Raw genomic sequence first — 14,173 nt, forward strand, 5'->3', positions numbered from 1 at the left:
GATCATTGCGGTTTCGCGCCGATCRCTCCATGTCCGCCTCCACGCACGATGCTCCCCTGCCCCGCCCGAGCCTGGTCGCGCTCACCTGGCCGCTGCTGGCCGAGCTGGTGCTCGGGCTGCTGGTCGGCCTGACGGGGCTGTGGCTGGCGTCGCGCCAATCGGACACCGCGTCCGGCGCCTTCGCGCTCGCGAACAACGTGCAGGCCTCGTTCTTCCTGCTGTTCCGCATCATCAGCATGGGCGTCAGCGTGGTGATCACGCAGAACCTGGGCGCGGGCAACCGGCTCGGTGCCGACGAGACCGCGCGCGCCTCGCTCGGCGCGAGCACCTGGCTGGGCCTGGGCGCCGGGCTGGTGGTGGCGACCTGCGCGAACCCGCTGCTCGACCTGCTGAACGCGCCGGCCGACGTGCTGCCGATCGCCGGCCCCTACCTGCGCGTGCTGGCCGTCGCGCTGGTGCTGGATGCGTTCAATGCCAGCATGTCGTCGGTGATGCGGGCGCACCTGCATGCGCGCGACACGCTGATGAACATGCTCGCGATGCACAGCCTGCACCTGCTGATCTGCACGCCGCTGATGACCGGCTTCGGGCCGGTGCCGGGGCTCGGGCTGCCGGGCTTCGCGCTCGCGATGGCGCTGAGCCGCGCGTTCGGCATCGCCTTCCACCTGTGGCTGTGGCAGCGCCGGCTCGACCTGGTGCCGACCGCGCGCGACTGGTGGGTGATGCGCTGGCGCCGGCTCGGTCCGGTGCTGCACATCGGCCTGCCGGGCGCGGCCGAGAACGTCGCCTACCGGCTCGCGCTGCTGGTGACGATCGCGCTGGTGGCGCGCATGGGCGCGGCCGAGCTCGCGACGCACAGCTACACGATGCAGATCATGTACTTCATCCTGGTGTTCGGCCTCGCGATCGGCTTCGCCAGCGAGATCCTGGTCGGCCACCTGATCGGTGCCGGCCAGCTGCATGCCGCGCACCGGCTGGTGCGCAAGAGCCTGCGCTGGGGGCTGGTGGTGTCGACCAGCCTCGCGCTGGTCGGCGCGCTGACGGCGCGCTGGACGATGCAGCTCTTCACCCACGACCCGCACATCATCCAGGCGGCGACGACGCTGCTGTGGATCACGGTGCTGCTGGAGCCGGGGCGCACCTTCAACCTGGTCGTGATCAACGCGCTGCGCGCGACCGGCGACGCGAAGTTCCCGGTGATGGCCGGCGCGGCTTCCATGGTGTTCGTGATGGCCGGCGGCGCCTGGCTGCTGGGCGTGTACTTCGGGCTCGGGCTGGTCGGCGTGTGGATCGCGTACGCGGCCGACGAGTGGCTGCGCGGCCTGACGATGGCGGCGCGCTGGTACCGGCACGGCTGGGTGCCGTCGGCACGCGCGACGCACCGGCGCGTCGTGCGACAGCGCCACGGTCTGGCGGCTGCCTGAAGGGCCGGGCCGAGGGGTCAACGTGCGACGGGCATGCACAGCTCGCAGATGACGGGCCCCTGGGCGGGCAGAAGCTGCTCCACCGGATAGACCTCGAAGAACGGCGTGTCGCCGACCAGCAGCCCCGAAGTCGGCAGCCAGTCGTTGAGCAACTGCCGCCAGGCATGCTGCATCAGCGGGCCGGGGCCGTCGTAGCCCAGGCACGCATGCAGCCCGCCGGCCACCCGCTTGCGCGACACCGGCCCGCTGATCGGCTCGTGCCAGTTCGGCGGCAGCACCACGCAGGCATCGAAGCGGCAGCGCGACACCGGCGCGATGTCCGGGTCGTCCAGCCCCATGCCCAACCGCAGCTGCCCGGCCAGGCCCAGCGCCACGATGCGCGGCGCGAACGCGGTCCAGGCCTGCGACACCATCGTGTCGTAGCGGCCCTGCACGCGCCAGTACAGCACCTCGCGCTCGGGCAGCTGTTTCAGCACCACCGGGTAGTGGGAGGCGGGCGGCTCGGGCCGTGTGCGCACCATGCGCTGGCGCCGCTCCCACAGCAGCTGCCCGCCGCGCCGCCAGGCGGTCGGCGTCATGCCGAAATGCCGCTTGAACGCGCGCGAGAAGGCCTCGCCCGATTCGAAGCCGACCGCGAACGCGATGGCCGTGATGCTGTCGCGCGGCGCATGCCGCAGGCGCCCGCCGGCGGCCTCGAGCCGGCGCCGGCGCACGAAGTCGAGCAGCGTCTCGCCGGTCCAGGCGCGGAACACGCGGTGGAAGTGGAACGGCGAGAACGCCGCCACGTCGGCGAGCGTCTCCAGCCGCAGGTCGTCGGCCAGGTGCGCATCGATGTGGTCGAGCACGCGGTTCATGCGCCGCAGGTGCGCCTCGGGCGCATCAGGCGAAGGCTGGCGTCGGTTGGTCAACGGGCTTGCCGCAGCAGTTCGAACACGCTGGCGTCGTCCAGCCCGGCGAAGCCGCGCTCGCAGGCCCGCGCGAACAGCGCGGCCGCCGCCTCGCCGAGCGCGGTGGCCGCGCCGGCCTGGCGCGCCACGCCGAGTGCGAGGTGCGTGTCCTTGTTCAGCAATCGGGTGTGCGCCCGCGGCAGGTAGTCGCCGCGCAGCGCGCGGTGCAGCCGGTCGCTGCCGATCCAGCTCTGGCCGCTCGACTGCTCGACCACGTCGAGCGTGCGCCCCACGTCCAGCCCCATGCGCTCGGCCAGCGCCATCGCCTCGGCCGCGCCGGCCAGGTTGATGCCGGCCAGCAGGTTGTTGACGAGCTTGGTGCGCGCGCCGTCGCCCGGCCGCTCGCTGATGCGGAACACGCGCGACGACAGTGCGCCGAGCAGCCCGCCGAGCCGTTCGATCGCGTCGCCGGGCCCGGCCAGCATCAGGCTCATGCTGCCGTCGCGGGCGCGGTCGGGGCCGCCGGACATCGGCGCGTCGATGCAGGCGATGCCCTGCCGGTGCAGCCCGGCGGCGAAGCGCTCGACATCGGCCGGCGAGATGGTGGGGCACAGCAGCACGGTGCTGCCGCGGGCCAGGCCGCGCGCCGCGCCGTGGGCGCCGAACAGCACCGCCTCGGTCTGCACCGCATCGACGACGGCGACGATCAGGACTTCGCACGAGGCCGCCACGCCGGACGGCGTCGCGCAGGCCATCGCGCCGAAGCCCACCGCCAGCGCCTCGCAGCGGTCGTCGATGTCGTGCACCGCGACCGGCCAGCCGAGCGACAGCAGCCGGGCCGCCATCGCGCCGCCCATGTTGCCGACGCCGACGATGCCGACGCGGGAAGTGGCTGAAGAAGAAGCTCCGACTGCGTCTGCGGGGTGTTGCAGGCTCATGGAAGTCGTCCGTGGGGGTGTCGGCGAGGCGCACAGCTTAGCGCCTGCAGACGCCTCCAACGCCGTCTCAGCGCTGCATCATCCGCCGGCTCTTCGAGATCGACATCAGGATGCCCAGCCCGAGCCCGAGCGTCAGCATCGCGGTGCCGCCGTAGCTGATGAACGGCAGCGGCACGCCCACCACCGGCAGGATGCCGCTGACCATGCCCATGTTGACGAACGCGTAGGTGAACCAGCTCAGCGTGATCGCGCCGGCCAGCAGCCGCGTGAACACCGTCGGCGCATCGGCCGCGATGATCAGCCCGCGGAAGATCAGGAACAGGAAGCCGAGGATCAGCGACACACAGCCGACCAGCCCGAACTCCTCGGAGAAGGCGGCGAAGATGAAGTCGGTGGTGCGCTCCGGGATGAACTCGAGGTGCGTCTGCGTGCCCTTCATGAAGCCCTTGCCTTCGACRCCGCCGGAGCCGATCGCGATCATCCCCTGGATGATGTGGAAGCCCTTGCCGAGCGGGTCGGTGGTCGGGTCGAGCAGCGTGCAGACGCGGTTCTTCTGGTAGTCGTGCATCATCGGCCACACCACCTCGGGCTGGCAGATGCGGTCTTCCGACACCACCACCGCGGTGATCGCCGCGCCGCCGATCACCAGCACCGGGATGATCAGCTTCCACGACAGCCCGGCGAAGAAGATCACGTACAGCCCGGCCGACAGCACCAGGATCGCGGTGCCCAGGTCGGGCTGCTTGACGATCATGCCGACCGGCGCCGCCAGCAGCCCGAGCGCGACGACGAAGTCGAGCACGCGCAGCTGGCCCTCGCGGCGCTGGAACCACCAGGCGAGCATCAGCGGCATCGCGATCTTCATGATCTCGCTCGGCTGGATCACGATGCCGACGTTCAGCCAGCGCGTCGCCCCCTTCTTCGTGACGCCGATCACCGCGGTGGCGATCAGCAGCATCACGCCCACCGTGTAGAGCGGCACCGCCAGCTGCATCAGCCGCTGCGGTGGCACCTGCGCGACGACGAACAGGATGATCAGCGCGAGGATCATGTTGCGGCCGTGGTCGGCGAAGCGCGAGCCGTTGTCGAAGCCGGCCGAATACATCGTGACCAGCCCGGCCGCGCCGAGCAGCAGCACGCCGATCACGAGCGGCGCGTCGAAGCCGGTGAAGACGGGCTTCAGCCGCTGCCAGTACGACGGTTTCTCGAAGACGATGCTCATGGTGCGCGGCGCGTCGCCCGGGCGGATGAGGCAGGGGCGGAAGCTGCGGCCGCCACGGCGGACGCAGGCGCCGCGATCAGCAGCGAGGGTGCCGACGCGGCCACCGGCACCACCAGCGCCGGCGGCACGCCGGTGGCGGCCGCCGCGATGTTGTTGATCGACACGCCCTGCAGCGGCACGCTCGTGGCCGGCCGCGGCTTGCCGATCGGCGCGTAGGTCTGGCCGCCGCGCGTCGCGAGGATGTCCTCCTCGCTCGGGTACTGGCCTTCGAGCGCGAAGTCGAACACCCGGCGCGCGATCGGCGCCGCGGCGCCGGCGCCGAAGCCGGCGTTCTCGACCACCAGCGCGATCGCGATGTGCGGTTCCTCGAGCGGGGCGAACGCGGTGTACAGCGCATGGTCGCGGTGCCGCTCGTCGAGCTTGCTGGCGTCGTACTTCTCGTTCTGCTTGATCTGGATGACCTGCGCCGTGCCCGTCTTGCCGCCGGAGCGGTACTGAGCGCCCTGGAACGCGCGTGCCGCCGTGCCCTCCTGCGTGACGCCGTACAGCGCCTGGTGGATCACCGCGACATGGTCGGGGCTCCAGGCGAGCGGCTCCAGCCGGTCGCCCGACAGCGTCTGCTGGCTGCGCGTCTCGACGTTCTCGATCGCGCGCACCAGGTGCGGCTTGAAGCGCTTGCCGCCGGCCGCGAGCGTCGCCTCGGCCTGCGCGAGCTGCAGCATCGTGAAGGTGTTGTAGCCCTGGCCGATGCCCAGCGAGATGGTCTCGCCGGGGTACCACTTCTGCATTTCCTTGCGCTTGTAGTTGGTGCGCTTCCACTCGGTGGACGGCAGCGTGCCGCGCAACTCGCCCTGCATGTCGATGCCGGTCATCTGGCCGAGCCCGAGCGGCGCCATGAAGTCGTGGATCGCATCGACGCCCATGTCGTTGGCGAGGATGTAGTAGTAGGTGTCGCACGACTGCACGATCGAGCGGTACATGTCGACGACGCCGTGGCCGCCTTCCTTGTCGTCGCGGAACTTGTGGTTGCCGAACCAGAAGAAGCCCGGGTCGCTGATCGACTGCTGCGGCGTGCGCTTGCCCAGCGTCAGCGCGGCCAGCGCCATCAGCGGCTTGTAGGTGGAGCCGGGCGGGTAGGCGCCGCGCAGCGCGCGGTTCAAGAGCGGCTTGTCCTCCGACTCGTTGAGCGCCTTCCAGTTCTCGGCGTCGATGCCGTCGACGAACAGGTTGGGGTCGAAATTGGGCTTGCTGACGAAGGCCAGCACCTCGCCGTTGCGCGGGTCGATCGCCACCAGCGCGCCGCGGCGGTCGCCGAACAGCTGCTCGACCAGCGCCTGCAGCCGGATGTCGACCGACAGCACCAGCGTGTTGCCGGGGGTCGCCGGGTTGCTCTTGAGCTGGCGCACCGCGCGCCCGCCGGCGCTGGTCTCGACCTCCTCGAAGCCGGTTGCGCCGTGCAGCTGCGCCTCGTAGGCCTGCTCGATGCCGAGCTTGCCGATGTACTCGGTGCCGCGGTAGTTCGATTCGTCTTCCGACTCCTCGATCTTCTCCTTCTCGGACTGGTTGATGCGGCCGATGTAGCCGATCAGGTGGCTGCCGACCTCGCCGAGCGGGTAGTTGCGGAACAGCCGGGCCTTGATGTCGACGCCGGGGAAGCGGAAGCGCTGCGCGGTGAAGCGGGCCACTTCCTCATCGGTCAGCTTGGTGCGGATCGGCAGCGACTCGAAGCTGCTCTTGGTTTCCTCCATCAGCCGCTTGAAGCGCTTGCGGTCGCGTGGCTGGACTTCGACCACCTGCGACAGCTGGTCGATGACGGCGTCGAGATCCTCGACCTTGGTCGGGGTGATCTCCAGCGTGTAGGCCGAGTAGTTGTTGGCCAGCACGACGCCGTTGCGGTCGACGATCAGCCCGCGGTTCGGCACGATCGGCACGACGGCGATGCGGTTGTTCTCGGCCTGCGTCGCCAGTTCGTCGTGGCGCATCACCTGCAGCACGACGAGGCGGAACACCAGCAGCCCGAACGCGAACAGCACGAACAGTGCGGCCGCGACCAGCCGGGTGCGAAACCGCCCCAGTTCCTGCTCGACGTTCTTCAACTCTGTCATGTCAGAGGATGGAGCCCCACGCCGGCCGAGTACGGCCGCCGGCCCCCCGAGGGGACTGCGGGCCGGCTTGGGGCGGCCCGGCGCTCGGCCCGCGCGGTGTTGACGGTGTGGCGGACTTCATAGCGGTCTGTTTTGATCAGGATCCGGCGGCCGACGCTGCGGCGCGAGCAGCACCCACGACGCCACTGGCCACAGCAGGCTTTCGAACACCGGCGCGAGCAACAGTTCCCAGCCCGGCAGCATGCCGCCCACCAGCATCCGCACGACCAGCGACACCGCGTGCGCGGCGACGAACAGCGGCAGGATCTGCAGCGCCTGCTGCGGCAGCCCGAACCACAGCAGCCGCCGGTGGATCGTGATCGCGAAGAAGCTGAGCAGCGTGTAGGCGAGCGCGTGCTGGCCGAGCACCGCGCTGTCGTGCACGTCCATCAGCAGCCCGAACATGAACGCGATGCCGACGCCGATGCGCCGCGGCTGGTGCACGTTCCAGAACGCGAGCGCCAGCGCCAGCAGGTCGGGAATCGCCGGCAGGCGGCCGAACGGCACCAGGTTGAACAGGAAGGCGAGCAGCAGCGAACCCCAGATGAACCACGGGTTCGCCGGCAGCAGCAGCTGGTCGGAGCCGCGCGGCATCATCGGCGGGTCCCCCTGCGGCTGCCCGTGCCGGGCTTGGTGCTGGCGTCGGGCGCCGGCTCGGGCTTGGGCTGCATCTGCACGCCCAGCGGCTCCAGCACCAGCACATGGCGCACCGCGTCGGGCTGCGCGATCGGCGCGAGCGCGATGCGGGCAAAGCCGGTGTCGACGCGCCGGTCGACGCTGACCACCTTCGCGACCGGAATGCCTGACGGATAGACGCCGTCGACGCCCGAGGTCGCGAGCACGTCGCCGACCTGCACGTCGGCATTGCCGGCCATGAAGCGCAGCTCCAGCCCGGCGCCGGCCGAGTTGCCGAAGGCGGCGCTGCGCACCTGGGTGCGCATGTTCAGTACCGGGATCGCGGCGTCCTTGTCGGTCAGCAGCGTGACCTCGGCGCTGTACGGGAAGGCCCGCGTCACCTGGCCGAGCACGCCGGCCTCGTTGATGACGGGCGACGCGACCGCGATGCCCTGCTGCGTGCCGCGGTCGATGATGACCTTGCGCGAGTACGGATCGGGCGCGTCGTACAGCACCTCGGCCGTCTGCGAACGCACCGACAGCCCCGGCCGCAGGTCGAGCAGCGCGCGCAGCCGCAGGTTCTCCTGCTCCAGCTGCTCGACGCGGGCCGAGCGCGCCGCCTGCTGGGCCAGCTCGCGCCGCGCGCGGGCCTCGGCCGACAGCGCATCCTGCAGGCCCATCGCGTAGTCGCCGGCGGCGCTCACCGCGTCGACCGGCGCCCGCAGCGCCCGCTCGACCGGGTTCAGCGCCGTCGCGAGCACCGCGCGCACCGGCTGGGTCAGCTTGAAGCGGGTGTCGGCCACCATCAGGAACAGCGCGAGCGCCGAGAAGAACATCAGCCGCGTCAGCGCCGAGGGGCCCTGTCGGAAGAAGGGGGGTGGGGTTCTGTCGAGGGTCCCGAGCGGCATGGCGTTTGGGCGGGCTTTGAAGTGAAAAGGCCGGCCGCGTCAGCGACGCGCCGGCCGTGTGACAAGGTTCACGTTCACTCGGAGGTGAAGATGGATCCGAGGCGCTCCATCCGCTCCAGCGCCATCCCGCAGCCGCGCACGACGCAGGTCAGCGGGTCTTCGGCGACCAGCACCGGCAGGCCGGTTTCCTCGGCGAGCAGGCGGTCGAGGTCGCGCAGCAGCGCGCCGCCGCCGGTCAGCATCATGCCGCGCTCGGCGATGTCGGCGCCCAGTTCGGGCGGCGTCTGCTCGAGCGCGTTCTTGACGCTGGAGACGATCTGGTTGAGCGGGTCGGTCAGCGCCTCGAGGATCTCGTTGCTGCTGATCGTGAAGCTGCGCGGCACGCCTTCGGAGAGGTTGCGGCCCTTGACTTCCATCTCCTTGACCTCGGAGCCGGGGAAGGCCGAGCCGATGTTCTTCTTGATGGACTCGGCGGTGGGCTCGCCGATCAGCATGCCGTAGTTGCGTCGGATGTAGTTGATGATCGCTTCGTCGAACTTGTCGCCGCCGACGCGCACGCTGCCTTTGTAGACCATGCCGCCCAGCGAGATCACGCCGACCTCGGTGGTGCCGCCGCCGATGTCGACCACCATCGAGCCGCTCGCCTCGCTGACCGGCAGCCCGGCGCCGATCGCCGCGGCCATCGGTTCCTCGATCAGGTAGACCTCGCTCGCGCCGGCGCCGAGCGCCGATTCGCGGATCGCGCGCCGCTCGACCTGCGTGGAGCCGCAGGGCACGCAGATGATGATGCGCGGACTCGGCTTGAACATCTTCGAGTCGTGGACCATCCGGATGAACTGCTTGAGCATCTGCTCGGTGACGGTGAAGTCGGCGATCACGCCGTCCTTCATCGGCCGGATGGCCTCGATGTTGCCCGGCACCTTGCCGAGCATCGCCTTGGCCTCGGCGCCGACCGCCTGGATCGTCTTCTTGCCGTTGGGGCCGCCTTCGTGGCGGATCGCGACGACCGAGGGCTCGTCCAGCACGATGCCCTTGCCGCGCACGTAGATCAGCGTGTTGGCGGTGCCGAGGTCGATGGCCAGGTCGGTGGAGAAGTAGCGGCGCAGGGATGCAAACATGTGCGGGGTTCTTGTTGGCGTCGACCAGGCGGGTGGGCGGATCGGCGCAATCGCGAATGGGGGTTCCGGGCTGGATTCCAGGCAGGGGGTCCGCGAGCCGCTCGAAAGTCCTGCAAACCCTTGAATTTGCACGCCGAAAGAGGCTTGTGGATAACCGGGGATAATACCCCAAGCCCCCTGAATTCCAGCCCCGTCGGCACCCTCATCACCCCTCAAATTCCAATGGCCCTGGACTCCAAAGACGTGAGCCGCATCGCGAACCTCGCGCGCCTCGAACTGAAGCCCGCCGAAGAGGCGGCGATGCTGCAGCAACTGAACGGTTTCTTCTCGATCGTCGAACAGATGAGCGCGGTCGACACCAGCGGCATCGAGCCGCTGTACACGCCGCTGTCGGCGGTGCAGGAGGTGGCGCTGCGCCTGCGTGACGACGTCGTCACCGAGACCGACGGCCGCGCAGCCAACCAGCGCAGCGCGCCCGCCGTCGAGGACGGCCTGTTCCTCGTGCCGAAGGTGATCGAAGGATGAAGGACCTGCATCAACTGGGCGCGGCCGAACTGGCCCGCGCACTCGCCGCGCGGCAGGTCTCCAGCGTCGAAGCGACGAAACATCTCCTTGCACGCGTTGCAGCGCATCAGCACCTGGGTGCCTTCCTGAGCGTCGACGCCGATGGGGCGCTGCGCCAGGCCGCGCAGGCCGACGCGCGCCGCGCCGCCGGCGAGAGCGGCCCGCTGCTCGGCGTGCCGCTCGCGCACAAGGACATCTTCGTCACCGAAGCGCTGGCCACCACCGCCGGCTCGAAGATGCTGGCCGGCTACCGCAGCCCGTTCGACGCCACCGTCGTGACCCGGCTGGCCGCGGCCGGCACCGTGACGCTCGGCAAGCTGAACTGCGACGAGTTCGCGATGGGCTCGAGCAACGAGAACTCGGCCTTCGGCCCGGTCAAGAACCCGTGGGATGCCTCGCGCGTGCCGGGCGGCTCGTCGGGCGGCTCGGCCGCCGCGGTGGCGGCGCGGCTGGTGCCGGTGGCCACCGGCACCGACACCGGCGGCTCGATCCGGCAGCCGGCCAGCTTCACCGGCATCACCGGCATCAAGCCGACCTACGGCGTGTGCTCGCGCTACGGGATGATCGCGTTCGCGTCCAGCCTGGACCAGGCCGGCCCGTTCGCCCGCAGCGCCGAGGATTGCGCGCTGATGCTGTCGGCGATGAGCGGCTTCGACGAGCGCGACGCGACCAGCGCGCAGCGCCCGCCGCAGGACTACGCCGCGGCGCTCACGGCGGCCCGCCCCGGCGCCACGGCCGCGCAGCCGCTGAAGGGCCTGCGCATCGGCCTGCCGAAGGAGTTCTTCCCGGCGGCGCTCGCCGCCGACGTCGACGGCGCGGTGCGCGCGGCGCTGGCCGAGCTGCAGAAGCTCGGCGCGACGCTGGTCGACGTGAGCCTGCCGCGCACCGAGTTGTCGATCCCGGTGTACTACATCATCGCGCCGGCCGAGGCCAGCTCGAACCTGAGCCGCTTCGACGGCGTGCGCTTCGGGCACCGCGCCGCCAAGTACACCGACCTGCTCGACATGTACAAGAAGAGCCGCGCCGAGGGCTTCGGCGCCGAGGTCAAGCGCCGCATCATGATCGGCACCTACGTGCTGAGCCACGGCTACTACGATGCGTACTACCTGCAGGCGCAGAAGCTGCGGCGCATGATCGCCGACGACTTCCAGCACTGTTTCACGCAGTGCGACGTGATCGCCGGACCGGTCGCGCCGACGGTGGCCTGGAAGCTCGGCGACAAGAGCGACGACCCGGTCGCCAACTACCTGGCCGACATCTTCACGCTGCCTGCGAGCCTGGCCGGCCTGCCGGGCATGAGCCTGCCGGCCGGCACCGGCGAAGGCGGCATGCCGGTCGGCCTGCAGCTGATCGGCAACTATTTCCAGGAGGGCACGCTGCTGCACGCGGCCCATGCCTTCCAGCAGGCGACCGACTGGCACGCCCAAGCCCCCTCCCCCTGACCATGGCAAGCACCCCCCAACTGATCCGCGGCTACGAGGTCGTCATCGGCCTCGAGACGCACGCCCAGCTGTCCACGCGCAGCAAGATCTTCAGCGGCTCGAGCACGCAGTTCGGTGCCGCGCCGAACACGCAGGCCTCGCCGGTCGACCTGGCGCTGCCGGGCACGCTGCCGGTGATGAACCGCGGCGCGGTGGAGCGGGCGATCCGCTTCGGGCTGGCGGTCGGCGCGACGGTGGCGCCGCTGTCGATCTTCGCGCGCAAGAACTACTTCTACCCGGACCTGCCGAAGGGCTACCAGATCAGCCAGTACGAGACGCCGGTGGTGCAGGGCGGCTCGCTGGAGTTCTTCGTCGGCGACGTGAAGCACAGGGTGCAGCTGACGCGCGCCCACCTGGAAGAAGACGCCGGCAAGTCGCTGCACGAGGACTACGCCGGCCAGACCGGCATCGACCTGAACCGTGCCGGCACGCCGCTGCTGGAGATCGTCACCGAGCCCGACATGCGCGCGAGCACCGAGGCGGTGGAGTACGCGAAGGCGCTGCATTCGCTGGTGGTGTGGCTCGACATCTGCGACGGCAACATGCAGGAAGGCAGCTTCCGCTGCGATGCCAACGTGTCGGTGCGCCGGCCCGGGGCCGAGTTCGGCACGCGCCGCGAGATCAAGAACCTGAACAGCTTCAAGTACCTGCAGCAGGCGATCGACTACGAGATCCAGTGGCAGATCGACCTGATCGAGGACGGCGGCAAGGTGCAGCAGGCGACCGTGCTGTTCAACCCCGACACCGGCGAGACGCGGGCGATGCGCACGAAGGAAGACGCGCACGACTACCGCTATTTCCCCGACCCGGACCTGCCGCCGCTGGTGATCGCGCCCGAGTGGATCGAGCAGGTGCGCGCCGCGATGCCGGAGCWGCCGCGCCTGATGGCCGAGCGCTTCCAGAAGGAGTACGGGCTACCGGCCTACGACGCGTCGATGATGACGCAGGGCAAGGCGTTCGGCGCGTTCTTCGAGGACACGGCGAAGGCCTGCGGCCAGCCGAAGCTGGCGGCCAACTGGCTGATGGGCGAGGTGTCGCGGCGGCTGAATGCCGAGGAGAAGGACATCGCGCAGAGCCCGGTGAGCGCGGCGACGCTGGCCGCGCTGATCGGGCGCATTGCCGACGGCACGGTCTCGAACAGCGGCGCACGCCAGGTGTTCGATCAGCTGTGGACAGCGGGAGGCGCGGTCGACGCCATCATCGAGGCCAAGGGCCTGAAGCAGATGAGCGACAGCGGCGAGCTGGAGCGCATCCTCGACGAGGTGCTGGCGGCGAACGCGAAGTCGGTGGAGGAGTTCCGTGCCGGCAAGGACAAGGCGTTCAACGCGCTGGTCGGCCAGGCGATGAAGGCCACCAAGGGCAAGGCGAACCCGTCGCAGGTGAACGAGCTTCTCAAGAAGAAACTCGGAGCGAGCTGACCTGCGAAGCTCGATCGCGCCAGACGCCGCGAAGCCAGGCACGCGCGGGCGCGGAAGGTCGTTCGGCGAGTCTTACTTCCCCGCTGCCTTGCGGGGTGCCGGCGCGGAAGCGGCCGGCAGCGCCCCCATCGACCCCGGCGACGCGCCGGCCCACAGCTTCTTCAGCCGTTCGAGCTCGACGTCGTAGAGGTTGTTGATGCGCACGATCTCGTCTTCCTGGTTCTGCACCAGCGATTTCTGCGCCGCCACCGCGGCGTCGTTCGCGTCGAGCTGCTGGCGCAGCTTGGCCGGCGGCTTCTTGCCCTTGTAGAACTCCTGCTCGTCGATCAGCGGCTTGCGCTCGCGTTCGAGTTCGGCCAGCCGCCCCTGCGAGAACGCGACGCCCTTGCGCACATCGTCGAGCGCGGCCTCGCGCGCCTTCATGTGGGCAGCGTCGTTGGGAAAGCGGTTCACCAGGTTGCGGTCGCGGCGGATCGCATCCTGCTGCGCCACGCGGTCGGCGGCGGCTTGCCGCTCCTTCGCCTCGGCCTCGGCGCGCTCGTCGGCGGTCATCGTCGGCGGCACGATCTGGCGCACCGAACCGTCGGTGTTGAGCATGCGCTGCTCGCGGGTCGCGCATTCGACGATCGGGCGGTCGGAGGTCAGGCGCCGGCCGTTGCCGTCGACGCAGCTGTAGATCGCGGCGTGGGCCGAGGAGGCGGCCACCAACCCCGCCAGCACGGCAAGGCATCGCCAGGTTCGCATCGGTCGATTCACCACAAGCAGGCTCGTCATTTACACCCCGTAACGGTCCCGGTAGGCGGTCACGCGCGCCAGGTGGCTGCGCAGGGCCGGATCGTCATTCGTCTGCAGATACTGCAGCAAGTCCGCCAGCGTCGCAATGGCAAGCACCGGCATGCCGTACGCCGCTTCGAACTCCTCAACGGACGAGCGGGCGCTCAGGTTGTCATCGGAACCCTTGCGTTCCATGCGGTCCATCGCGATCAGCACCGACACCGGTTCCGCCCCGGCCGCACGGATCATGTCGACCGATTCGCGCTTGGAAGCGCCGTCGGTGATCACGTCGTCGATGATGACGACGCGGCCCTTCAACGGCGCGCCGACCATCAGCCCGCCTTCGCCGTGGTCCTTGGCTTCCTTGCGGTTGTGGCAGAACGGCACGTTGCGGCCCAGGCCGGCCAGCGCCACCGCAGTGGCCGACGCCAGCGTGATGCCCTTGTAGGCGGGGCCGAACAGCATGTCGAACTCGACGCCCGAGGCGAGCAGGCGGCGCGCATAGAATTCCGCGAGGCGGCCCAGCTTGGCGCCGTCGTCGAACAGGCCGGAATTGAAGAAATAGGGCGACAGCCGCCCGGCCTTGGTCTTGAACTCCCCGAACCGCAACACGCCGGCTTCCACCGAGAAGCTGACGAAGTCTTTGGCCAGGGTGTCAGCGGTGGGGCTCATCGGAGGTC

The 14,173-nt window shown here is 69.9% G+C and carries 13 protein-coding genes; 4 read left to right on the forward strand and 9 right to left on the reverse strand.

What is annotated here, in order from left to right; translation table 11 throughout:
- Window positions 1-29 precede the first annotated feature (29 nt).
- Entirely contained in the window at window positions 30-1,424 is a 1,395-nt protein-coding gene (locus AC1D15_RS00990) for an MATE family efflux transporter (protein WP_477824571.1), read from the forward strand.
- 17 nt (window positions 1,425-1,441) lie between these two features.
- Here the strand turns inward: AC1D15_RS00990 and AC1D15_RS00995 are convergent, their stop codons facing one another.
- The 7 genes from AC1D15_RS00995 to AC1D15_RS01025 form a co-directional block, all read right to left on the reverse strand.
- Window positions 1,442-2,332 carry an AraC family transcriptional regulator gene (locus AC1D15_RS00995; protein ID WP_477824572.1) on the reverse strand — a complete coding sequence of 297 codons (891 nt, stop codon included), beginning with the start codon at window positions 2,330-2,332 and terminating at the stop codon, window positions 1,442-1,444.
- On the reverse strand, window positions 2,329-3,249 hold the full coding sequence (locus AC1D15_RS01000; RefSeq protein ID WP_477824573.1) for an NAD(P)-dependent oxidoreductase: 921 nt from the start codon (window positions 3,247-3,249) through the stop codon (window positions 2,329-2,331). Before AC1D15_RS01000 ends, AC1D15_RS00995 begins: the two co-directional genes overlap by 4 nt.
- A gap of 67 nt (window positions 3,250-3,316) precedes the next feature.
- Entirely contained in the window at window positions 3,317-4,471 is a 1,155-nt protein-coding gene (gene rodA / locus AC1D15_RS01005) for a rod shape-determining protein RodA (RefSeq protein ID WP_047508472.1), read from the reverse strand.
- Window positions 4,468-6,576, reverse strand: coding sequence for a penicillin-binding protein 2 (mrdA, locus tag AC1D15_RS01010; protein ID WP_465110241.1), 2,109 nt, complete (start codon window positions 6,574-6,576; stop codon window positions 4,468-4,470). Before mrdA ends, rodA begins: the two co-directional genes overlap by 4 nt.
- Before the next feature lie 117 nt (window positions 6,577-6,693).
- Window positions 6,694-7,212, reverse strand: coding sequence for a rod shape-determining protein MreD (gene mreD, locus AC1D15_RS01015; protein ID WP_047508468.1), 519 nt, complete (start codon window positions 7,210-7,212; stop codon window positions 6,694-6,696).
- Window positions 7,209-8,138, reverse strand: coding sequence for a rod shape-determining protein MreC (mreC, locus tag AC1D15_RS01020; RefSeq protein WP_047508467.1), 930 nt, complete (start codon window positions 8,136-8,138; stop codon window positions 7,209-7,211). The genes mreD and mreC overlap by 4 nt, the downstream gene beginning before the upstream one ends.
- 74 nt (window positions 8,139-8,212) lie before the next feature.
- On the reverse strand, window positions 8,213-9,256 hold the full coding sequence (locus AC1D15_RS01025; RefSeq protein WP_047508465.1) for a rod shape-determining protein: 1,044 nt from the start codon (window positions 9,254-9,256) through the stop codon (window positions 8,213-8,215).
- A 222-nt stretch (window positions 9,257-9,478) separates the two neighbouring features.
- Here AC1D15_RS01025 and gatC point away from each other — a divergent pair, with 222 nt between their 5' ends.
- From gatC to gatB, 3 genes are read left to right on the forward strand one after another with little or no spacing between them, the layout of a single operon-like run.
- Window positions 9,479-9,781 (forward strand): Asp-tRNA(Asn)/Glu-tRNA(Gln) amidotransferase subunit GatC, encoded by a 303-nt coding sequence (gene gatC / locus AC1D15_RS01030; RefSeq protein WP_477824574.1) that lies wholly within the window; start codon window positions 9,479-9,481, stop codon window positions 9,779-9,781.
- Window positions 9,778-11,262: an Asp-tRNA(Asn)/Glu-tRNA(Gln) amidotransferase subunit GatA gene (gene gatA, locus AC1D15_RS01035; RefSeq protein ID WP_477824575.1), complete on the forward strand. Its 1,485-nt coding sequence runs from the start codon at window positions 9,778-9,780 to the stop codon at window positions 11,260-11,262. Before gatC ends, gatA begins: the two co-directional genes overlap by 4 nt.
- Before the next feature lie 2 nt (window positions 11,263-11,264).
- Window positions 11,265-12,719, forward strand: a complete 1,455-nt coding sequence (gene gatB, locus AC1D15_RS01040; RefSeq protein WP_477824576.1) for an Asp-tRNA(Asn)/Glu-tRNA(Gln) amidotransferase subunit GatB — start codon at window positions 11,265-11,267, stop codon at window positions 12,717-12,719.
- 72 nt (window positions 12,720-12,791) lie between these two features.
- On the opposite strand, the gene AC1D15_RS01045 is transcribed toward gatB, so the two are convergent.
- Window positions 12,792-13,463 (reverse strand): DUF4124 domain-containing protein, encoded by a 672-nt coding sequence (locus tag AC1D15_RS01045; protein ID WP_047508460.1) that lies wholly within the window; start codon window positions 13,461-13,463, stop codon window positions 12,792-12,794.
- 30 nt (window positions 13,464-13,493) lie between these two features.
- Window positions 13,494-14,165: an orotate phosphoribosyltransferase gene (gene pyrE, locus AC1D15_RS01050; protein WP_477824577.1), complete on the reverse strand. Its 672-nt coding sequence runs from the start codon at window positions 14,163-14,165 to the stop codon at window positions 13,494-13,496.
- Window positions 14,166-14,173: the final 8 nt, after the last annotated feature.

Source organism: Rhizobacter sp. P2_H2 (genome assembly GCF_056403375.1).